This window comes from Microcoleus sp. B4-D4 (assembly GCF_036705185.1).
GTDB lineage: Bacteria > Cyanobacteriota > Cyanobacteriia > Cyanobacteriales > Microcoleaceae > Microcoleus.
In genome coordinates this window covers 18,462-38,028 of sequence record NZ_JAUBTX010000008.1, presented here as the reverse complement: position 1 = coordinate 38,028, position 19,567 = coordinate 18,462, and the positions used below count along the sequence as shown (strand labels likewise).

19 protein-coding genes are annotated in these 19,567 nt (G+C 45.3%); 8 read left to right on the top strand and 11 right to left on the bottom strand.

Annotated features, from left to right (window positions below; genetic code table 11):
• Positions 1 to 63: 63 nt before the first annotated feature.
• Positions 64 to 681, bottom strand: coding sequence for a Uma2 family endonuclease (locus QUB13_RS09555; RefSeq protein ID WP_333380285.1), 618 nt, complete (start codon positions 679 to 681; stop codon positions 64 to 66).
• A 238-nt stretch (positions 682 to 919) separates the two neighbouring features.
• Here QUB13_RS09555 and QUB13_RS09550 point away from each other — a divergent pair, with 238 nt between their 5' ends.
• Both QUB13_RS09550 and QUB13_RS09545 read left to right on the top strand, forming a co-directional pair.
• A complete protein-coding gene (locus QUB13_RS09550; RefSeq protein WP_190742120.1) occupies positions 920 to 1,150 on the top strand; it encodes a DUF433 domain-containing protein in 231 nt (76 codons plus the stop codon).
• 39 nt (positions 1,151 to 1,189) lie between these two features.
• The gene (locus QUB13_RS09545; RefSeq protein ID WP_333380284.1) at positions 1,190 to 1,405 is read left to right on the top strand and encodes a hypothetical protein; all 216 of its coding nucleotides are present in this window, start codon (positions 1,190 to 1,192) and stop codon (positions 1,403 to 1,405) included.
• Between the two features lie 99 nt (positions 1,406 to 1,504).
• Here QUB13_RS09545 and QUB13_RS09540 read toward each other — a convergent pair whose 3' ends face one another.
• Positions 1,505 to 1,636 carry a hypothetical protein gene (locus QUB13_RS09540; protein ID WP_333380283.1) on the bottom strand — a complete coding sequence of 44 codons (132 nt, stop codon included), beginning with the start codon at positions 1,634 to 1,636 and terminating at the stop codon, positions 1,505 to 1,507.
• Between the two features lie 205 nt (positions 1,637 to 1,841).
• On the opposite strand from QUB13_RS09540, the gene QUB13_RS09535 reads away from it, so the two are divergent.
• The gene (locus QUB13_RS09535; protein WP_333380282.1) at positions 1,842 to 2,795 is read left to right on the top strand and encodes a hypothetical protein; all 954 of its coding nucleotides are present in this window, start codon (positions 1,842 to 1,844) and stop codon (positions 2,793 to 2,795) included.
• Between the two features lie 371 nt (positions 2,796 to 3,166).
• Here QUB13_RS09535 and QUB13_RS09530 read toward each other — a convergent pair whose 3' ends face one another.
• Positions 3,167 to 5,269 carry a ShlB/FhaC/HecB family hemolysin secretion/activation protein gene (locus tag QUB13_RS09530; protein ID WP_333380281.1) on the bottom strand — a complete coding sequence of 701 codons (2,103 nt, stop codon included), beginning with the start codon at positions 5,267 to 5,269 and terminating at the stop codon, positions 3,167 to 3,169.
• A 48-nt stretch (positions 5,270 to 5,317) separates the two neighbouring features.
• Here QUB13_RS09530 and QUB13_RS09525 point away from each other — a divergent pair, with 48 nt between their 5' ends.
• The gene (locus QUB13_RS09525) at positions 5,318 to 5,494 is read left to right on the top strand and encodes a hypothetical protein (protein ID WP_333380280.1); all 177 of its coding nucleotides are present in this window, start codon (positions 5,318 to 5,320) and stop codon (positions 5,492 to 5,494) included.
• 233 nt (positions 5,495 to 5,727) lie between these two features.
• On the opposite strand, the gene QUB13_RS09520 is transcribed toward QUB13_RS09525, so the two are convergent.
• Positions 5,728 to 6,732, bottom strand: coding sequence for a protochlorophyllide reductase (locus tag QUB13_RS09520; protein WP_333380279.1), 1,005 nt, complete (start codon positions 6,730 to 6,732; stop codon positions 5,728 to 5,730).
• A 204-nt stretch (positions 6,733 to 6,936) separates the two neighbouring features.
• On the opposite strand from QUB13_RS09520, the gene QUB13_RS09515 reads away from it, so the two are divergent.
• Positions 6,937 to 7,764, top strand: a complete 828-nt coding sequence (locus tag QUB13_RS09515; protein ID WP_333380278.1) for an ATP-grasp domain-containing protein — start codon at positions 6,937 to 6,939, stop codon at positions 7,762 to 7,764.
• Positions 7,765 to 7,835: 71 nt separating this feature from the next.
• Here QUB13_RS09515 and QUB13_RS09510 read toward each other — a convergent pair whose 3' ends face one another.
• Together QUB13_RS09510 and QUB13_RS09505 are read right to left on the bottom strand one after the other, a co-directional pair.
• On the bottom strand, positions 7,836 to 8,954 hold the full coding sequence (locus QUB13_RS09510; RefSeq protein ID WP_333380277.1) for an alkene reductase: 1,119 nt from the start codon (positions 8,952 to 8,954) through the stop codon (positions 7,836 to 7,838).
• A gap of 166 nt (positions 8,955 to 9,120) precedes the next feature.
• Entirely contained in the window at positions 9,121 to 10,764 is a 1,644-nt protein-coding gene (locus tag QUB13_RS09505; protein ID WP_333380276.1) for an RluA family pseudouridine synthase, read from the bottom strand.
• A 265-nt stretch (positions 10,765 to 11,029) separates the two neighbouring features.
• On the opposite strand from QUB13_RS09505, the gene QUB13_RS09500 reads away from it, so the two are divergent.
• Both QUB13_RS09500 and QUB13_RS09495 read left to right on the top strand, forming a co-directional pair.
• On the top strand, positions 11,030 to 12,712 hold the full coding sequence (locus QUB13_RS09500; RefSeq protein ID WP_194012720.1) for a tetratricopeptide repeat protein: 1,683 nt from the start codon (positions 11,030 to 11,032) through the stop codon (positions 12,710 to 12,712).
• A gap of 642 nt (positions 12,713 to 13,354) precedes the next feature.
• Positions 13,355 to 13,966: a hypothetical protein gene (locus QUB13_RS09495; protein WP_333091008.1), complete on the top strand. Its 612-nt coding sequence runs from the start codon at positions 13,355 to 13,357 to the stop codon at positions 13,964 to 13,966.
• A 561-nt stretch (positions 13,967 to 14,527) separates the two neighbouring features.
• Here QUB13_RS09495 and egtD read toward each other — a convergent pair.
• From egtD to egtC, 3 genes are all read right to left on the bottom strand, one after another.
• Positions 14,528 to 15,571 (bottom strand): L-histidine N(alpha)-methyltransferase, encoded by a 1,044-nt coding sequence (egtD, locus tag QUB13_RS09490; RefSeq protein WP_333380275.1) that lies wholly within the window; start codon positions 15,569 to 15,571, stop codon positions 14,528 to 14,530.
• 479 nt (positions 15,572 to 16,050) lie between these two features.
• A complete protein-coding gene (egtB, locus tag QUB13_RS09485; RefSeq protein WP_333380274.1) occupies positions 16,051 to 17,370 on the bottom strand; it encodes an ergothioneine biosynthesis protein EgtB in 1,320 nt (439 codons plus the stop codon).
• Entirely contained in the window at positions 17,342 to 18,130 is a 789-nt protein-coding gene (egtC, locus tag QUB13_RS09480; protein WP_333380273.1) for an ergothioneine biosynthesis protein EgtC, read from the bottom strand. The genes egtB and egtC overlap by 29 nt, the downstream gene beginning before the upstream one ends.
• Before the next feature lie 318 nt (positions 18,131 to 18,448).
• Between egtC and QUB13_RS09475 the strand changes: the two genes are divergently transcribed.
• The gene (locus QUB13_RS09475) at positions 18,449 to 18,664 is read left to right on the top strand and encodes a hypothetical protein (RefSeq protein ID WP_194067161.1); all 216 of its coding nucleotides are present in this window, start codon (positions 18,449 to 18,451) and stop codon (positions 18,662 to 18,664) included.
• A 61-nt stretch (positions 18,665 to 18,725) separates the two neighbouring features.
• Here QUB13_RS09475 and QUB13_RS09470 read toward each other — a convergent pair whose 3' ends face one another.
• Both QUB13_RS09470 and QUB13_RS09465 read right to left on the bottom strand, forming a co-directional pair.
• Positions 18,726 to 18,857: a hypothetical protein gene (locus QUB13_RS09470; protein WP_333380272.1), complete on the bottom strand. Its 132-nt coding sequence runs from the start codon at positions 18,855 to 18,857 to the stop codon at positions 18,726 to 18,728.
• A 95-nt stretch (positions 18,858 to 18,952) separates the two neighbouring features.
• Positions 18,953 to 19,399, bottom strand: a complete 447-nt coding sequence (locus QUB13_RS09465) for a hypothetical protein (protein WP_333380271.1) — start codon at positions 19,397 to 19,399, stop codon at positions 18,953 to 18,955.
• Positions 19,400 to 19,567 lie beyond the last annotated feature (168 nt).

Below are 19,567 nucleotides of genomic sequence, written 5' to 3'. Positions count from 1 at the left end.
AAGGGAGGCATAAAAACACTCTTTCCAGGATAAAGTTTATTAGTGTAAGCTCATCTCGTTGCTCTAAAGGTTTTGAATTTGGCTGCTGAGTACAAGTTGCTCGACAGTGATTTCTAGTTCGGGAAAAGTTTTAGAGATAATGCGCTCATTACCTCTAAAACTTTGAACTAAATAACTGCCATTTTCCAAAGAGTAAACGAAAACTGTGGGAATTTTGGGATTTCCTAGATAAGCCCTAGAAGCGATCGCTAAATAGTCCACAATCCAATACTCACAAATGCCGAGCCTTTGATACTCATCTAGTTTATCCACATAGTCGTCTTCCCAGTTAGTTGAGGTAACTTCTACTGCTAATTGGATAGGTTCGGTAAGGGCTCCGTAGCCACGTACATTGCTGTTCCATACTGATGCCTTAACCACGCCAACATCAGGATTTCTGCCTTGTTCTTGTTTTGAAGCTGTTACAGTTCTCAAAACTATATCTTTGTCAACGATATAGTCAAGCCCCAAGCGATCGCTTTCTCTGTCGAAAGACTTAACAAGAAATCGTGCCACATTTTTATGAGCTCTGGTTGCTTCCACTTTGACAATCTCTCCATTTACAAGTTCGTAGATGCCCGATCCGTCGGGGTACTTTTCGAGAAAATCTGCAAATGTTAGTTTAGTTTTTGTCTGAACCATAAGACAAGCCCTCTTGTGTTAACTAGGTTAGGATTTATATCGTTTCCGGTTCCATCATAATTATATATTTGGATCGTATCAGTGCGAGCGTCCCCGCTCGCGACCGAAGTAGCGATCGAGACCGCCACTTAATAAAATTTGACCGTCAGCGCTAAAAATAACTGACAACCTTGCCAGATCCGCAGCCATAGGCTAAGATTTTGCAAAGGTCGAGAACACAATCTTACCAAGCTTTTTTATGAACTACCGCAACCACATCACGATCGAACCAAATAAACGCGGTGGTAAGCCTTGTGTACGCGGCTTGCGAATTACGGTTTATGAAGTGCTTGAGTACCTGGCTTCTGAGATGACCGAAGCAGAAATTCTTGATGATTTTCCCGACCTGACGCGAGAAGATTTAAAAGCCTGTATTGCTTATGCTGCTGACCGCGAGCGTCGGTTTATGACCGCTCCCTTATCCGCATGAAATACTTTAGGATAGGAAGGATTAATTAGGGAAACTCAAATGGAAATTAACACTTCTTTAGAGGGACGGCTTGCAGCAGTGGAAGCAGCAATCGCCCAGTTCCAGAAGCAAATTGTGGCTTCTCAACCGACGAATTGGTTGCAACAAATTATAGGGTCTTTCAAAGATGAACCTGCCTTTGAGGAGCTACTTGCATTAGGACGAGCGATTCGCCAAGGGGATGAGTCTCTCCTCGAAGCTGAAGATGAACTATGAAATATTTACTGGATACAGATCATCTGAGCATTCTTCAACGTCAAGCCTTCATACAACTGATCGATCGCCGAGGGTGTTAGATTGACTCTCTTTCACCCATCAAGTGGAATTTTCCCAAATATAATAAAGATAGCTTTTTTCAGTGCGACGGCTTAAGTGCTTGAGTCGAATCGTGCGGCGAACTCGATCGAGGAAAGGAGATTCTGATGGGGAGTAAGAAGGGGTTGACATACATCCTTGAGCTGCGGTATTATTCCGACTATATTCAGTATTGTAGCGCAACTGCGATACAATAATAATTTATGCGAATTGGGTGGCGCTTAAAAGAGGGATGGACTAGATGTTCAGTTATTTTGAAGCTGTGTGCGTATTTCGATAAAATTTAGCTACTGTTGGAAGGGTAGCAGTATTAGTTAAAGGCATTTGGCGAGGGATTATGGGAAAATACAACCAAGTGCTCAGTAGTCTTGCGCGTGAGTCAAGATTTAAAGAGTGCTTTTGCCTTGGAGATGAATGTTCTACCTCAATTATTAGGGCACACTCAGTTCAGAATAATCGAATCTTAAGTCAAATAGCTGAAGATGGTCATGTAATTCAGTTGAAACCTAAAGATATAGATGGTAATTTTGAAATTAGCTCAGAAGCAATAGGTAGGAAGGTAGCAACAATATCAACCAATTTTTGTGGTTTTCATGATACAAAAATCTTTCTGCCGATTGAGGCGAGAGATTATTGCAAATACAACAAAGAGCAGGAGTTTCTTTTTGCATATAGAGCTTTTGCTAGAGAGTATCACGTAAAACGTGAAGCTACGAACCTTCTTAGCAATGCGAAAAAGCTTCCTAAACTTAATAAGAATCATCTAGATCTCGCACTACAGGGTTCGAGCCTTACTTTACAGCAGATAGAGAAAGAAAAAATCTGGTGGAATAGTGTTCTCAGAAATCGGGATTTCGATAAAATAGGAACATGTGTTATCGAGTTTTATGGTCATTATCAAATAGCAGCTTCATCCGCATTCGCAGTTGAATACGATATGCAAGGAAATCAAATCAATGATTTTTCAGATCTTAATCAGGATTTGAAGTTTATTTTTCTAAGCGTTTTTCCTCAAGGCAGCAAAATTTTCGTTTTACTGAGTTTTTATCGGAAAGATAAAAAGTTATTTTCATTTTTGAATAGTCAAATTAAAAAAAGAAGTATCAATGAACAAAAAATTATTATTTCTAACTTGCTTTTATCTCATGTTGAAAACTTAGTTTTATCTCCGAGATTATGGAATAAGCTTTTAGCGGAGCAACAAGATTTTGTAAAACAAATGTTTTTAATGACGATAAATTCCTTTGAAAATCATCTATCAAATCTCAAGGATATCAACTTGTTTATGTAGATTTTATTGTTTTTATTAATTATTTTGGAATAGTTATTTTAATGGATGAATACTGAATAACAATCCAAATGCAGCGGACGGAATAGAGAGGGTTGATTGTGATGCCGAGGTTGCTAGCTGCCACTGATTTGGGGCGTTAGACCGCTACACTTTTAATCAAATTGTTGATTTGAGACTCAGGAATTGCTAAGATCCTTTTCTTGAAGTAGTATCGAGACTGACATTTAATAGAGGATTTAGAGTCTCATTGCCTGACTTTGGAGATGATTTGAAATCTCGATCGATACCGCCACTTAATAAAAATTGACCGTCAGCGCTAAAGAGGAAAGTGTTGGGCGAAGCGTTCGATCGCACTCAACCCAACCTACAATTTAAAACGCAAAATAATTAATCCGAAAGTAGATGCCTTTTTCCTGCAAAGTTCGATCGCCCGATCGAGCATTAATCAAAGGAATACCGTAGTCGAGACGCACATTCAACCGATCGCCCATTTGCCAAACCAGCCCCAAACCCGCACCCAACAGCGTGTCAGACTCAGGATTAGCTTTTTCCCCCGAATTGTTCCAGCCTACCCCAAAATCGATAAACGGAGCCACCTGCAACAATCCCTTAACTTCCGGGACACGCCAAACAGGGATTCGCACCTCCGCGCTGGCGATCGCACCGCTATCAGTTAACAGCAAATCTTGGCGGTATCCGCGCACGCTTTGAACGCCGCCGATCCCGATTTGTTCCAGAGAAAGCAGCGGGCGATCGGCTAATTGAATGTCGGAACGCACTATCAGCAAGGTTTCCGGCGCTAACAGCCGCACGTACTGCGCTTGTCCGCGCCACGCCAGAAAACGGCTATCAGGGCCGCTATCGTTCTCAGTAGCGCCGAACAAATTGGTACCGACGGAAAACTGCGATCGCGCCGCGATCACTTGTTGGGTATTTCGCTGCACGTATTCTTGAAAAAACCGCACCGCCGAAACCCGCGTTTCCCCGCGATCGTTTGCTCCCGCCGACAGCGCAAATGGTTCTCCCAACAGGAATGTATCGCTTTCTTGGCGCGATAAACTTACTCCCAAAGCTAAAGTGCGATCGGGCTTTTCGACAATCGGCTGGCGGTAAGTTAACTCGTAAGTGCGCGATTTACCCTCAATTTCTGCCGCAGCAAAGGGTTCCTCGATCACGTTGGTGTTCGCAGCACCCGCAGCAAACCGAATTGTGCCGTTGCGCGCGTTGACGGGAACTGTGTAGCTACCGTTAAATTCATTGCTACCGTCGGTGTTAGCGTAGGATACCTCCAATCCGTCGCCCAAACCGAGCAAATTTGCTTGATTGAGGCGCACGCCCCGCCGAAAACTGCCGACGCTGGGCGATCGATTGTTGTCTGCGAACACTTCACCACTAAAGCTGTCTGCTTCTTTGATCCGCACTTCCAATCGGCTGTTTTCCGGGCGGCTTCCGGCTTGCAATTCGGCGGAAATATTGGCAATTAAAGGGTCTAGTTGCAGCATTTGCAAGGCTTCCAGCAGCCGATCGCGATTGAGCGGCCTTCTGGTGGCGCGTTCGAGGCGCGATCGCACGTAACTTGAATTCAAGCGCCTGTTTCCCGCAATCTTAATTTCATCTAACCCGCCTTCGACAATCCGAATTTTTACCACGCCTCCTTCCCTGGGAAAGCTTTGGTTGGCGGGAATTACAGCCCCGGAATTGATGTATCCGGCTGCTACGTATTTTTGAGTGACGGCTGCTTCTGCTGCGATCAGTTCAGCAAAGGTGATTTCGCGGCCCGCAAATTGCTGCGTAACTTCTGCCAGTTCGCGATCGCTAAAAGCCGTGTTGCCCTCAAATTCAAAGCGCTCCACCCGAATTGTACCCGGAATCCCTGGTCTGGTGTCGCCGGGAACAGGTGTTGCTGGGGTTGGCTGGAGGGGAGAGGGTGGAGGCGGTTCGGGGGCGATTGGTGCGGGAAATTCCGGCTCTCTCGGTTGAATTGGGTTGGGCAGTTGGCTGATATTGTTATCAGAATTGTCTGTACCCGCGATCGCCACAGGACTCGGTTCTAATTCCGATGTCACGGGATTTGAAATTAGTTGCGAATCTCGATCGCCCTCCAAACCAATTTTTTGGGCGCTAATACTTTCTTCTAGCGGTTTACCTGAGTTAGAAAGCGCCGTTTCTTGAGTTGTGGCGATCGACGTGCGATCGGCCCAATTGGCAACTTCTGACTGTAAATCGGGAGTTGCTGCAGGTATAATTGGTGGCAAAGCCGATCGATCTGATGCTGGGGCGAGCAAGTCTTCGCGAGTGTCAAGATTATAAGTGCTTCGCTCGTGTCGATCGCGATCGCTACTGACTGCGGTCAAATCCTCAACATTGGAGGTAAAAATTGCAACATGGCTAGCGGATGTTTTCGCTGGTTTTCCCAACCAAACTAAGCCAAAAATTCCAGCGATTAAAAAAAGTTTTTGCGATCGACAAGCCATAGGATCTAATTATCTCGAATAATTGGGTGAAAATCTTTTCAGGAACCCGTGCACCCTAAACTTAAAATTAATCTTAACCGCAAAAAAGCCAACAACCTTCGCCACCACAAGTTTCGCAACGGCCAAAAACCCAAAAATCGCTCCGGTGTTCGTCCCCCAAAACTTACGCATCAACCGGATGCTGATCCGCAACAATATCTCGACATTCGATCGCCAACGGTATAAAAAATCGATTTATTCGATCGCCCAACCTGCACTTTGAGGTTCATGGGGCGATCGTACCAATAGCAAAAAACCGGGTTTTTCATACGTTCACTTCGTCACAGCCCGCAGACAAAGTAAAAAACCCGGTTTCTGAGATTGTGGTGCACAAACTATCAACTACATCATGTCAAGTCGCTGACACAAACAGTTTGTAGTGCAAACGACCTGAGCCGGTTAGCAGTGCAGACACGATATTATGCCGATCGACCAGCACTAGCAGCACCCATTGGAGCCCCGTCAGTCAAACCCACCAACCGAGCGCTCAACTCCCACATCCGCTCGCCTTTCTCATCATCCCGCGCCTGCGGAGAAACCTTCTGCACAAAAGATTTGCCATCTTTTTTCTGACGATTTCCCCAACTCCAATAAGCGCCAGATTGCTTGTATTCGGGATCTGCAACCACCATCGCCAGCCTTTCCCCAGCCAACTCCTGCGACACATAACCCCCGGTAATATTCTTCTGAAACAGCGGGAACAGCTTCTGAAACAAAGGATAGTGATTGCGGAACAGCGGCGTATCCGCAACGCATCCGGGATATAGCGAAGTGAAATTAATCCCCGTCGATTCGTGAAAGCGGCGGTGCAATTCCCGCATCGTCAGCACGTTGCAAACTTTGCTATCTTTATAAGCCTTGACCGGTTCAAACTTCTTACCGTCAGCCATCGAAACCGGGTCTTTGAAACCCGCTTCAAAACCCTCAAAATTTCCCAAATCCGGGCGCGGCGGAATCTTCCCGCCCAACTCGTCTGGATTGTGAGTCACAGTTCCCAAAATCACGATTCTCGCATCGGAATAATACGAAGGCTTCATATTTTCCATCATCAAGTTGCACAGCAGGAAATGACCGAGGTGATTCGTAGTCATCGTCAACTCGTAACCCTCCTGAGTCCGCAGCGGTTCCTTAATCAAAGGCATATAAATTGCCGCGTTGCACACCAAAGCATCGAGAGGCCTGCCACTGGCCTTGAATTCCCTAGCAAATCGGCGCACGCTTTCCAAATCGCCCAAGTCAATCTGCAGAATGGAGAAACTGCCTTGAGGTATGCCCAACTCTTGGGCTGCGTCTCCGGCTTTCCGCACGTCGCGACAGGCCATGACTACGTGCCATCCTTTGTCTGCGAGAGCTTTTGCGCCGTACAAACCGACGCCGGAGGAAGCGCCGGTGATGATAACCGTTGATTTGTGATTTTGTGCCATCTTGTTAAAAGCGCTTCCGCTATTGATTATTTTCAGGATCTCAAAAGCTGAGCTCGTAGCTCGGATGTTTGAAAATATCCTACGCTTATTAGGATAGAAGGAAACGTTCTCGATCTCAACTGCCTTTTTGCTATTGGGTTAGATTAAGTCATTTTTGCTCTCTTTGCGGGAGTTGCTTCTCAAACACCAGAACATCAAAGAGTCATGAAAAAAGTAAATTGGTTGATTGAAAAAGATATTTACGATCGCGAATCAGAATTTTTGGCAGAACTACAGAAACAAGGATACATTTACCAAGAAACTAAATATCTAAATTTTCGCCCTGAAGCAGCTCATCAATATTTTCCCCCTGATGATTGTGTTTTATTCATGGGAACCCTGAATTTGGGTCGGGATATCTTAAGAACTTCGTGGATTCCCGGAGCTTATATGGATGAAAAAAATCTCCGTTGTTCCAGTTACTACACTTATTTCGGTCAATACTTGTTAAATAATAAATATTTTATTCTTTCTTTGGGCGAATTAATCAGAAGAAAAACCGAAATTCTGGAATACTTCAAATCCGAGGGAGATTTATTTATTCGACCTGACAGCAATATGAAGTCATTTCGAGCCGGGGTTTTTAACCTGAATATTTTAAATACTATGCAATCTCTGGGAAGTGAATTAAAAAGGGACGAAACAACTTTGGTATTAGTCAGTGGTAAGCGAGAAATTACGAAAGAATGGAGATTTTTTGTTTATAAGAATCAAATTATTACTGGTTCTTTGTATTTGGTTGGAGAAGAAAGAGTTGATGAAACTATCAGGGGAGGATATTTAGAAAACTATCTTAGGGAAGTTTTAAAACAAGTGAGTTGGTATCCCGAATCTGTTTACACGATCGATATCTGCGAGTCAGAGGGAGAGCTTTATGTCTTGGAACTTGGTTCTTTTAGTTGTGCTGGAGAATATGCTTGTGATTGGAGTGCGATCGTCGAATTTGGTGCCAAAGCAGCTTGGGAAGATTACGAAGCAGTCAATCAATTTTAGATTAGCCAGATTCCAGACTTCTTAAAGAAATCTGGGATCTAACAGCAGGTGTCATCCATGTAATCTGAGGCTCAGGAAATAGCTTGAGATTCCTGATACCTAGGGAAATCGATATAACCTTCAGGCCCAAAAGAATACCACACCCCAACTTCTGCAGGCGGATTGAGCGGCCAACCATTAGTAAAACGTTCTACCAAATCGGGATTGCTGATAAAATCCCGACCAAAAGCAATTAAATCCGCAACTTTGCTGCTCAAAGCTGTTTCAGCCAGTTCTTGAGTATATCCTGAGTTGCCGACCAGCGGCCCTGCAAACACATCGCGAAACTCACCTATCACCATCGGCGCTCCCAATTCGTGAAAGCCCCTATCCACACCGTCCACCAAGTGAAGGTAAGCTAAATCACAGGCATTTAACTGCCCTGCGAAATACAGAAAATCTTCCCGATAAGTGGGAGAACCCATATCATTGTAAGCACCATTGGGAGAAAGTCTAACTCCCACTCTGTTTGCCGGAAATACTGTGATAATCGCCTCTACAATTTCCTTAAGAAAACGGTAGCGATTTTCGACTGTCCCACCATAGGAATCAGTGCGGTGATTGGTTCTGGTTTGCAGAAATGTGTCAATGAGATAGCCGTTGGCCGCGTGAATTTCTACACCGTCAAAACCTGCCATTTTTGCCCGTTCCGCCGCCTTGCGATAATCTTCTACAACTAGGGAGATTTCATCGGTTTCTAGAGCGCGGGGAGTTTCGTAGGGTTGTTTTCCCGCAGGAGTATGAATGCCTTCTCCGTTGATTTTGACGGCAGATGCTGCAACTGGCAATTGATTGTTTTCATGAAAACTGCTGTGGGAAGATCGTCCGCAGTGCCAAAGCTGCATGAAAATCGGCGTTTCGCGGGCATGAACCGAAGTCACAACTTGCTTCCAAGCTTCGGCTTGCTCGTCTGAATAAATACCGGGCGTATTCAGCCAACCAATAGCTTGAGTAGAAATCACTGTGGCTTCTGTAATGATTAAACCAGCTCCGGCTCGCTGAGTGTAATATTCTGTCATCAAGGCGTTGGGCATCCGCGATTCACCGGCTCTGCTCCGCGTCAGGGGTGCCATGACTACCCGATTTTTTAAGGTTAAATCTCCGATTTTGAAGGAACTGAGTAGGAGTGGAGAGGTTGTTTGAGTAGTCATAATTTTGATATTTACTCAACTGAAGAATCTGAAAAATTTGAGTTCGATCGCTTCTCAATATAACTCAAACAGGACTTGCCAACAAATCTTTGTCAGCATATCTCTATATCGTGTCCGCCCTAGGAACCATTGCTTGTAATTCTACAGATATCGATCGCCCGCGTGCTCAAAATGGAGTCGCCGCCTGTAAGTGCAGCCATTCTCCCGACTGCGGGTGCTCAAAGCAAAGTTCCCGCGCGTGTAAGTGCAATCGACTAGCCTGTGCCCGACATCCGTAAAGTCGATCGCCCAAAATCGGTATTCCCAACCCTCCGACATCCGCTGCATGAACCCGCAACTGATGCGTGCGCCCCGTCAGCGGCAAAAACTCGACGCGAGTATGATTTCCCTCCCTCGCCATTACCTCAAAGCCAGTAACGCTGGGCTTTCCGCACTCCCAATTAACTTGTTGGTAAGGGCGATTTTCGGGATCGCCCCAAAGTGGAAGTTCGATCGTCCCGGCATCAATTTTTACAGTCCCAGAAAGCACCGCTTCGTAAACTTTGCGAACTTGTTTTTTAGCAAATTGACCGCTCAATTTGCTGTGGGTTTCTTTGTCGCGCGCCAGCAGCAAAATACCCGACGTTTCTAAATCCAATCGGTGAACATTCTTCAGATTTAAATCATCGCAAAAATAGTTTTGCAAGCGGCTTTGAACGCTATCTTGAGTATCGAGATATCGACCGGGAACTGATAGCAATCCGCAGGGCTTGTTGACAGCAATCAACCACTCATCTTGATAAATAATCGGTAATTTTGATTTATTTTGACCCAATCCAGAAAGTAAAAAACCCATCAACGGCTGACACCGATCGCCACAAGCACCATAAAATTCCCCTTGAATCTTATCTCCAGAACTCGGCCCCCACCAAAATTCTGCCATTGCTAGGGGTTTTAAATTATTTGCAGCAGCATAGTGCAGCAATTTTGGCGCGCAACAATCGCCCGTTCCCGTGGGAATAGCACCGGCAGGCATCAATTGCAAGAGCGATCGCGATTTACCCAAAAAATTCACCAGCGTATAGGCCGCGTGCATCTGCGCCTGAAGTTCGCGGGAAAGCTCTTTTCGCTGCTTTTTCAGCGCCCGCATCCGCTCATCTGCAGCTTCAATTAAGAGTTTTAGCGGCTGCAATGTTTCATCCCGCCGCCGTTTCAATTGCCTGCGTTCAATTCCCTCCAAACGGCTGGCTTGATTCAATTGTTCGAGAGCAATTGAGAGTGCTTCTGCTGCGAGAGTTTGAGACAGTAATTGGCGTTTTTGTTCTCGCTGTTGCTTGCAGTTTCGGTGCTGTTCGTTCAATAATTGCAATTGCAATTCAAACTCGCTCAATAAAGCTTGATACTCTTGTCGCTGCGGGAGTTGATTCAGTGCAATCAGTTCCTGTTTCATCGCTTCTAATTGAGTTAAGGCGCGCGCTTCCTCTCCTTGAACTCGCGATCGTCCCGGAATCGGCGGCACCCAGCCCTCAACAACGCTGCAACCCTTGAGCAGCCCGGAAAATGCTTTGAGTATCCCCTGTTCCCCCGAAGCCATCTCTACCAGCAATATGCCGTACATCTTGCCCTCGCGATCGAAGGAATCGTCCGCAGCAAGGTACTGCATCAAACCCCTGGCGAGTTCCTCTGACATTCGAGTGCGGGGCAGTCTCAGCAGTTCGCCGCTTTGAGGACAATTACCTTGGTACCAATAATTGCAGGAAAGGTCGATCGGCGTTGAATTGCGATCGGTAAAGCAGTCCGCAAAATCTAAAAGTCTGTGTACAGTTAGCATATGAAATTTATTTTGAAATCAGGATAACGAGATATTTGTTTGTCTCCCGACGGCATTTTACAGCCGAATACTGAAAGCGGGAACTGTGCATAATTTTATACATATAGATTTAATAGATTTAAGTTGCTCTCAAGTAAATATAATTTGTGGCAGAAGACCTGATATGCTAAATTGGTTTCAAAACCGCAGCGAGTTAAGAACAGCATAAGTTAATATATAAGACCGCAAGCTTGTCAACCCACTAAATTTTTTATATGTAAGGCGTATGCCAGACCTCTCGACTTCAGCCACGGAAAACTCGTCAAACCCCCAACCAGCTCTACTGCCACCGATTTTAAGAATTGTGGCAGCATTTCCAGATTACGATCGGGGCAATAGATTGTACGCATCGGGAAGGTACGAAGCGGCAATCATTTGCTATGGAAAAGCGGTGCAAATTAAGCCGGACTGGGCCCGGGCGTGGCTGAATCTGGGCAAAGCTTACAAGCAACTGCACTCCTACGCAGAAACAGTGGCCTGTTGCGATCGAGCTATAGCAATTAATCCAGAAGAATATTGGGCTTGGATGCTGCGCGGGAGCGCACAGTTAAATTTACAGAATTACTCAGAAGCGATCGCGGCTTTCGACAAAGCAATTGAAATCAATCCAGAAAAGCACGAAGCTTGGTATCAGCAAGGCAGAGTTTTAGAGGAATTGCAGGAGTGGGATAAAGCAGCAAGCTGTTACAAAAAAGCCACCCAAATTCACCCAAATTTGCCCGCGATGTGGTGCCGGCAAGGCAACGTATTGCTGCAAGCAGAGCGCTACGCTGAAGCCGTGGCGGCCTACGAGCGATCGCTCAAACTCGTCTCGACTAATGCAGAAGCTTGGCTGAACCGAGGTTTGGCTCTGATGAAGGCCGAGCGCTACGCTGAAGCTGTAACTTCTTACGATCGCACCATTCAACTACAACCACAAAATAGTCTGGCTTGGTTCAATCGGGGTATTGCTTCAGCAAAACTGCACAAATACGGAGAAGCAGTCACAGCTTACGATCGCGTGCTGCAACTGCAACCCAACGATTGCGAAGCTTGGTTTTATAAAGGAATGGCGCTCAAACACCAGTGGCGCGATGGCGCAATTGCTTGTTTCGATCGCGCAATTGAAATTAATTCTTTTTATCCAGAAGTATGGATCGGGCGCGGTCAAACCCTGTCAGAATCGAGAGATTATGAAGAGGCGATCGCTGCTTTTGACAGAGCAATTCAAATTAATCCAAACTTCCCCGAAGCTTGGCTGGGTAGAGGCATCGCCCTAGCAGAATTGGAACGCTACAAAGATGCGATAATCGCTTACAGCAATGCCCTACAAATAGAAGGGAATTTTCTAGAAGCTTGGAATTTCCGAGGCGAAGCTCTAGAAAACTTGCAGCAGTACGAAGAAGCGATCGCCTGTTATGACAAAGTAATTTCTCTGAGTTCAGAAACAGAAATTACATCAAAAGTAGGATTGCAGCAAGGCGCGGCCCTGGAAAAATTGCAGCGTTACGAAGAAGCAGTCGCAGCTTACAACCGCGTAATTAAAATCGTACCCGACAATTTTGAAGCTTGGTTGAAACGCGGCAACGCTCTATCAACTTTGCAGCAATACGAACAAGCTCTAGCATCCTACGATCGAGCAATTACTATCTGGCCCGACAGCTATCAAGGCTGGGTGCAGCGAGGTTTGCTGCTAGGGAAAATGCAGCGCTATTCCGAATCGCTCGTCGCATTTGACCAAGTGATTCAACTCAAGCCGGACAACTGGGAAGCTTGGGCACAGCGGGGCGACGTTTTGCAAAAATTGCAGCGGACTCAAGACGCTATGAACTCTTACGGAGTCGCCCTAGAAATCAAACCCGATTATTACGAAGCTCTAGTCAGTCGAGAAGAATTAAGGCTGAAGGACGCAATCACAGGAAAATGGTAATGGAGATGTTGAAACAAGCAGGAAAAAACCAGGGAGACGTGCAATTATCTGTGAAAACAAACTCAGGAATTTTTAACCGCAAAAGTATCTTTGTCGAAGATTTAAAATACTTCAAATATTCACAGAGATTGGAAAAAGTAAGTCAATTTTAGAGCCTTAGACTTCGCCCTAAAAGTTTGAAATTGACTGTGCATATTAAGGCGTGCAGAATTAATTACACTTGCATTACTGCATAATATCATCTCCGGTCGATTACCATAACAAAAACAGTTCGATCCTGTGGGCTGGAGTCCGGCCCGCACGCGCGATCTAATTTTATTGAATTTATATCGTTTCCGATCCAACCGGAAACGATATTAATCGATCGCACGCGAGAGCAAACTAATTTAAACAAAATAACTTAAGTTTTTCTACATTATAGTTATTTTCACGAAAAGCAAAAATCAAACCTAAAAAAATTAGGTTAGGAAAATTTTCATAGTTTTGATTGCTTAAAAATACCAGTAAGCTCAGCCACATCTGCAGAATGTGGGTTACAATAGCGGCAAAAGTGATATTGTTCACAAAAAAAAGAATCTTTAGTAAAAATTAGCCGATCCAATCAGCCAAACCAGCAAATGTATTGATTTTGCTTGAATAAAGATGTCTAACGTCTACAGCACGGCCCAACTCATTAAAATCCTCGAAGAAGAGCGCCAAGCCTGCTTGCACGGGCGACGTCTCAACTTGACTGAAACTCCTGCTACAGGGAATCCGGTGATCGATCGTTTTCTCAAATCTGAGGGCGTTCAAAAGTTTACTGCTTATCAAAATTTTAAGGCTGCGGTGCACGAATACCAGCGGGAACATCAAGTTTCTGGGATTGTCTGGCGGGAAATGGCGGTTAAAGGCAATACTCTGCGCTATCCGGCGGTGGATGATGAGTTGATAGCTTTACCGGTTGATTTGATTACTCTGACAGCAGCTAAGATTGCGATGTTAGAATTTTGGCAGCAGGTAACTGCGGGGATGGATTTGTATTTGAGTATTAACAGCGGGAAGGATTTTCGATCGATCGAGCCGGTGGATGTAGAGGCTCTAGCTCAGCGCACAGAATGGGCCAGTCTTTCAAAGTGGGAAAAGTTGGATTTTCTCGAAATTTTGTTGCAGTTGGGCTGGGGGAAGCCGGAGGAAGCTTATTACAAGCGGGGATGGCCGACATCGGGCAGCGAGTACATTCACGCAGTCAAACCCGGACAGCGGCCGATTTGTTAATTAGTCAGTTGTCAGTTGTCAGTTGACAGTTGATAGTTGTCAGTTGATATAGCAATCCTAAGTGATTTACTCATTCTACTCGTTACCAGGCTCTGCCTGGTAACGCAGATCCGGAGGCTCTGCCTCCATTTTGGCAGGCGAGACTCTTCAAGAGTGACATCGATTCCTAGCCTCTTAACCAGTTATTGAAAATGATTTAGGATTGCTATAGTTGTCAGTTGATAGTTGATAGTTGATAGTTGACATAGCAATCCTTGCAGGAGTCGTAAACTTTTTACCCCACCCCAACCCTCCCCGAACCCGCGGGGAGGGAGTAAGAAATTCACAAAGGATTTAGGATTGCTATAGTTGATAGTTGATAGTTGAGAAGTAGGGGGCGTAGTAGACACAGTTTTAGTTTGTGGAACTCATACGTGAACCCTAAAGTAATAATTCAGAAGTTAATGGATGCACTCACCATTTCAGAAACCGGGTTTCTTGCGATATTTCTCGTTCCTGTTGTCAAAAATCGTAGAAACCCGGTTTCTTTCCCTCGCACTAACTAATGACAACTGCCCACAGTCAACTGTCAACTGACAACTGACAAAGCATCAAACCAAACCACTGTTTTGGATCTGTCCAAACTTGCACCGACTTTAAACCGCGCTCGGAAAGTTCTTTCTTTACCGTATTCAGATTAAATTTGCGAGAAATTTCGCTGCGGATAGTTTCTCCGGCGGCAAATTCTACGGTTAAATTGAGAGCGCGCAAGTTCGCGGTTTGCGCTTTCATACTTCTCAAGTGCATTTCAATTTGACATTCTTCTTGATTGTAAAATGCCCAATGCTCGAACTGCGCTAAATCAAAATTTCCTTCATACTTGCGATTTAAATGTCGCAGCATATTCAAGTTAAAGGCTGCTGTCACTCCTTGATTGTCATCGTAGGCTGGCTCTAAAATATCTTTAGATTTGTCTAGGTCAATTCCCAATAAAAAATATTCTCCTGGCTGCAATGCACCGACAATTTGCGAGAAAAATACATCGCATTCTTGATGGTTTAAATTGCCGAGGGTACTGCCTAGAAAGCAAATCATTCGGGTTGGCAACGGTGACGGTGCAATTTTAGCTAGGGCTAGTTCGTAAGTGCTGACAAGTCCGTGAATCTGGAGGGACGGATAATCTGTTAGCAGTTGACAAGCGCTGCTTTCTAGGATAGTCGGACTGATGTCGATCGGCAAATAGTGCAGGGGATATTGCAGTTGGTTGTAAGCATCGAGGAGAATCCGAGTTTTGGTGGAACTGCCGCTGCCGAGTTCGACAATTTCGCACGGGCCCGTCAAACGGGCGATCGCCCCTGCACACTCTTGCAAAATTGCCGTCTCCGTGCGTGTCACGTAGTATTCTGGCAACTGACAAATCAACTCGAACAGCTTCGATCCGCGATCGTCGTAGAAATACTTGGGAGGCACGGTTTTGGGGTTTTGAGTCAACCCGCTAACGACTTCGCTACCTGCGTTGATTTCTGCGGGTGTGGGTGCTGTCGCGCTCACCAGTCGCTCTAAATGCAGGCGATTTTCCTTCGTTGAGGCTTGGTTTGCCGTCTCCGACAGTCTTGGGGATTTCATAGAGTTAAAATATAGGATGCACCAGTGGTTATAGCACAGGGTAGTGTTGCCAAAAATCAGGCTTAAGCCTGATTTTTTATGTCGCTCTCAGTTTTATATTTTCTCACTAAATGGCGATCGCATCCACAAATTAAAATTTAAAAATAATTTTCCTAAGTTTTTTTACTTAATGTTTTGAAATGCGATTTATCTTGCAATACGGTTCACTGAAGGAAATCCGATCAGCAAAACGATGTGACAAAAATATACTGCGATTGCTCTCCCGAAGCGCAATGACAAAAAAGCGTTAAGTGAACCGTATTGATTTATTTTGATATTTAGCAAGCAAATTCCCCCATATTCTCTAAACTTCTTACTTAAATGTTTGATTGATTAACCGCAGATACAAGATAGATAAACACAGATTAACGCAGATAATTTCAAGATAGGAAATCGAATAAATGTAATCTTGTCTATTGCAGTTATAATTGTCGCCTAAACTATTTGGCGCAGCGAAAACCAGCGATAATTTGCCGCACGCCCGGATAGTACCAATTCCGAAAACTCGATCGCATTGCTTGAGGAAAAGTCGCCCAACTCCCGCCTTTCAAAACTCGGTGTTCTCCATCAAAATAAACTTGAGAATATCCCTTGTAAGGATAACTTTCAAATCCTGGATAAGCGTCAAATGTGGAAGCAGTCCACTCCCAAACATTCCCCAACATATCGCAGCAGCCTGTAGCACTTGCTCCTTTTGGAAAGGCGTCAACTGGCGATGTGTTTGCAAGATTATTCCCGTGATTGCACAGGCTGGTATTTGGCTGCACTTCTCCCCAAGGATAGGTGCGATTTGTTTGATTTGCTGCATCCCAACTCGCTGCTTTCTCCCATTCGGCTTCTGATGGTAAACGCTTGCCGGTAAAGTGGCAGTAGGCTTCGGCTTCGTACCAACTTACGCCGCAAACTGGATGGTTGTTGAAAGCGGGATTTTCTGACCAGTAAAGCGGCCGATCGACTAAATGAACTTTTAGCCATTCCCAGCCCTCAGCAGACCACCAATCGCGGTTCTGATAGCCGCCGGATGCCATAAAATCTCGGTATTGACCGCAAGTGACGGGATAGCGATCGATCGCGTATGCTTCTAAATAACACAAGTGGCGCGATCGCTCATTATCCAAAGCCTCAGCAGCATCGCTTCCCATATAAAATTCTCCGCCCGGAATTTCAATTTCTGAATTGGGAATTGGACATGGGGCATCGGGCATCGGGCATCGGGAATCGGGCATTAATATTCTTTCTTCCCTCTGCCTTCTTCCCCCTTGCGGATAATTAATCCGTGTATCCGCGTCCAAATCCCTGTCGCGCCTTCCTTGCTTCTCCTGCATTTGCAACACAAAAGCCACGGTTTCGCAGTGCTGGCTTTCGTGCTGAATCATAAACCGCCAGAGACGTTCTTGCTCCTCGATCGGCGCTATTTCCAAATAATCTAACACCTTTTTTCTCACCGCATCCAGATACAATTTAACTTCTGGTAACGATGGCAGAAAAATCCGTTGTTTTTTCGGCAAAATATCTGCTGCAAACAGTTGGTGATATTCAGGAAAAACTGGCTTCAAAAGAGCACATCGCTGTAACAGCCACAAATCTTCAGTATAAGCAATGTGACCTAAGTGCCAGCCAACCGGACTGAAATCTGGATGAGCAAGGCGGCAGAAAGTATCGCAATCTATGTCTGCAAATAATTTAAAAGTGCCGCGCCGACACTGCTGCAAATCGCGATAAATTGCCTCTCTACAAGATTGGATAGATTTGGATATCACCGTCTACTCCCGTACTGATAATGCTGTCTTCTGGACACTCGTGCCAATTGCCAGCAAATAAAGGCTCTGAAGCAATGATGACCGAATTTGGAAAGTTTAGATCGTCCCGCACCCAATAAAGGGAAGGAGCGGCTTTTTGGGAAGCAAAGCGAGAGGCAACGAGCTGGTGTCCGTCGCTGATAATGATGTTAGCTGAAAATTCTATTTGCTGAACTTTTGCTAAGTCTGCCAAGATTTTTAAGGAGTTTTGCAAAGCTGCTTGTAGGGTCAGATTTTTGTCTGTTAATTCATTGACAAATAAGCCGAAGATGTGTTCTGAATCTGTTGTACCGTTAATTGATTGATAAACGGTATCGCACAGGCGATCGCGAATTGGTCTGTACAGAGTTTGGCGAAAATTTTTCACGAAGCCGTTGTGTACGAACAGCAGGCGATCGTACCCAAACGGCTGACAGTTGCTCAAATCTACAGATTGTCCCGAAGTTGCGCTGCGAACGTATCCGATCGCGCAGCCGGATTCAACGTATCGACTGATACTCGGTAGATTGAGGTCGCTCCAAATTGGCTGTATGTTTTTATAGGTAAACGGGTCAGTCTCTAGGTGCGGGTGATACCAACCGATGCCAAAACCGTCAGCATTAACAACGCCTGAAGTCATTTCGCGGGGCTCGTAACTCTGCACAATTAGGGAATGTTCCGGCTTGTACAGAATAGAATCGAGTAAAATCGGCTCCCCGAGGTAGCCAAGCAAACGGCACATATAATTTTTACAGCAAATTGATTAGTATTCTAAATCATTCGGCCAAAAATTGCCCGATCGCCCGTCTTGTACCAGCACCGGGAACTGGGTTTTTGGTAAGCTGTTGTGCATTTAAATTGTATATTTTGATGACAATCAAAAATCGTCAAATCCTCTCCCCCTCTTGATCCTGAGCGAAGCCGAAGGGCCCTTCTCCCCCTCAATCGCCATACACAATCTCATACACAATCTATAGGAGCAACAGCTTAGCCCGCTGCCAGCATCGCAGTACAAACGGTACAGTAAAGGTAGAACCCCAGCAGCACAAGGAGACCTTGAATGTTCCTCGACGAACTCATCCCAGTGGCCAAAGAATTGATGCAACAGCCGATCGCCTTTGCGGGCGGATTTTTCTCGGGCCTGCTTCGACTCAACCTTCACGAAGATCCCGTCAGAAGCTGGATTGACGAACAAGCAGGTTCGACTTCCTACACTCCTCCCGCAACCGAAGCGACTAACAAAAGCACTGGGCCTCAGTCGATCTCGATCGACTAAGAAACAGCAGTAACTATCCGATCTATTACAAAGGGTTTGTCGGCGCGGCAAACCCTTTGATTCAGGTGCGATCGCCCCCGCCGCTAGAACGCACGCAGACAGTAAAATTAAGAGTATGCAATTTTAAATCCGCTGCACAAAAAAATCGACTTTCGATCGGCTGCACTTGATTCAGACTTTTTGAAACATACATTTACGCGATCGAGTCCAGAAACCCGATTTCTTCCCGGATACTTTCCTGCTAAAACCAAGATTTATCAGGAAAAACCGGGTCGATCGCCGTCGGTTTTAGAAAGAGTAAATTCTGCCTTTTTCATCAATATAAACTGACCGATCTTGCCTACTCCGACCATCGGATGTAGTGATCCGAACCGTCACAAGATTTGTCTTAGAATCTACGCTGTAGTCGTATTTCAAAGTTGTGGTTCCTCCTTTGACATTAATCGGAATATTGGCAATGTCGGCCGTGCGGCTGCTGACGCTAACCGTGATGTTTTTGCTGGCTCCGACGGGTAAGGATGATAAACCAACACCTGATTCACCGTATTCTAGGTTTAATCCGGTTTCATTTAACAGTCTCAGGGTAATGTTCCGAGTAGTGTCAACCTGCGCCCTCGGCTGCCAAAATCCGGGTTGTGGGCCGCCGCTAGTTGCCGGTTGAGATAATGCAGGATGGGGATGCAGACAGCCGAGGGCTGCAAGCATTGCTGCGGTTGCAATGATTTTTGATTTCATTGTTTGTTGCTCCGGGTAAGGTGTTGATCATATTTCTATCCTAACTTGAAAATCCATTTTTTTATTGAGGACTTAGGTTCCCAAACCCGGCAGCCCGGACAAAATTTGCGGTTGAGGGCAATATGTCTGTCAAAAAATTTGGTTGATAAAATCGTTAATACCCAATAC

What these genes read in the sequence shown, in the direction of transcription:
- QUB13_RS09515 (WP_333380278.1), top strand. Translation starts at nt 6,937, where the DNA reads ATGAAAAAAGTAAATTGGTTGATTGAAAAAGATATTTACGATCGCGAA.
- QUB13_RS09500 (WP_194012720.1), top strand. Translation starts at nt 11,030, where the DNA reads ATGCCAGACCTCTCGACTTCAGCCACGGAAAACTCGTCAAACCCCCAA.
- QUB13_RS09555 (WP_333380285.1), bottom strand. Translation starts at nt 681, where the DNA reads ATGGTTCAGACAAAAACTAAACTAACATTTGCAGATTTTCTCGAAAAG.
- QUB13_RS09475 (WP_194067161.1), top strand. Translation starts at nt 18,449, where the DNA reads ATGTTCCTCGACGAACTCATCCCAGTGGCCAAAGAATTGATGCAACAG.
- egtD (WP_333380275.1), bottom strand. Translation starts at nt 15,571, where the DNA reads ATGAAATCCCCAAGACTGTCGGAGACGGCAAACCAAGCCTCAACGAAG.
- QUB13_RS09545 (WP_333380284.1), top strand. Translation starts at nt 1,190, where the DNA reads ATGGAAATTAACACTTCTTTAGAGGGACGGCTTGCAGCAGTGGAAGCA.
- QUB13_RS09550 (WP_190742120.1), top strand. Translation starts at nt 920, where the DNA reads ATGAACTACCGCAACCACATCACGATCGAACCAAATAAACGCGGTGGT.
- QUB13_RS09520 (WP_333380279.1), bottom strand. Translation starts at nt 6,732, where the DNA reads ATGGCACAAAATCACAAATCAACGGTTATCATCACCGGCGCTTCCTCC.
- QUB13_RS09465 (WP_333380271.1), bottom strand. Translation starts at nt 19,399, where the DNA reads ATGAAATCAAAAATCATTGCAACCGCAGCAATGCTTGCAGCCCTCGGC.
- QUB13_RS09540 (WP_333380283.1), bottom strand. Translation starts at nt 1,636, where the DNA reads ATGTCAACCCCTTCTTACTCCCCATCAGAATCTCCTTTCCTCGATCGA.
- egtC (WP_333380273.1), bottom strand. Translation starts at nt 18,130, where the DNA reads ATGTGCCGTTTGCTTGGCTACCTCGGGGAGCCGATTTTACTCGATTCT.
- QUB13_RS09505 (WP_333380276.1), bottom strand. Translation starts at nt 10,764, where the DNA reads ATGCTAACTGTACACAGACTTTTAGATTTTGCGGACTGCTTTACCGAT.
- QUB13_RS09495 (WP_333091008.1), top strand. Translation starts at nt 13,355, where the DNA reads ATGTCTAACGTCTACAGCACGGCCCAACTCATTAAAATCCTCGAAGAA.
- QUB13_RS09530 (WP_333380281.1), bottom strand. Translation starts at nt 5,269, where the DNA reads ATGGCTTGTCGATCGCAAAAACTTTTTTTAATCGCTGGAATTTTTGGC.
- QUB13_RS09470 (WP_333380272.1), bottom strand. Translation starts at nt 18,857, where the DNA reads ATGTATGTTTCAAAAAGTCTGAATCAAGTGCAGCCGATCGAAAGTCGA.
- QUB13_RS09510 (WP_333380277.1), bottom strand. Translation starts at nt 8,954, where the DNA reads ATGACTACTCAAACAACCTCTCCACTCCTACTCAGTTCCTTCAAAATC.
- QUB13_RS09535 (WP_333380282.1), top strand. Translation starts at nt 1,842, where the DNA reads ATGGGAAAATACAACCAAGTGCTCAGTAGTCTTGCGCGTGAGTCAAGA.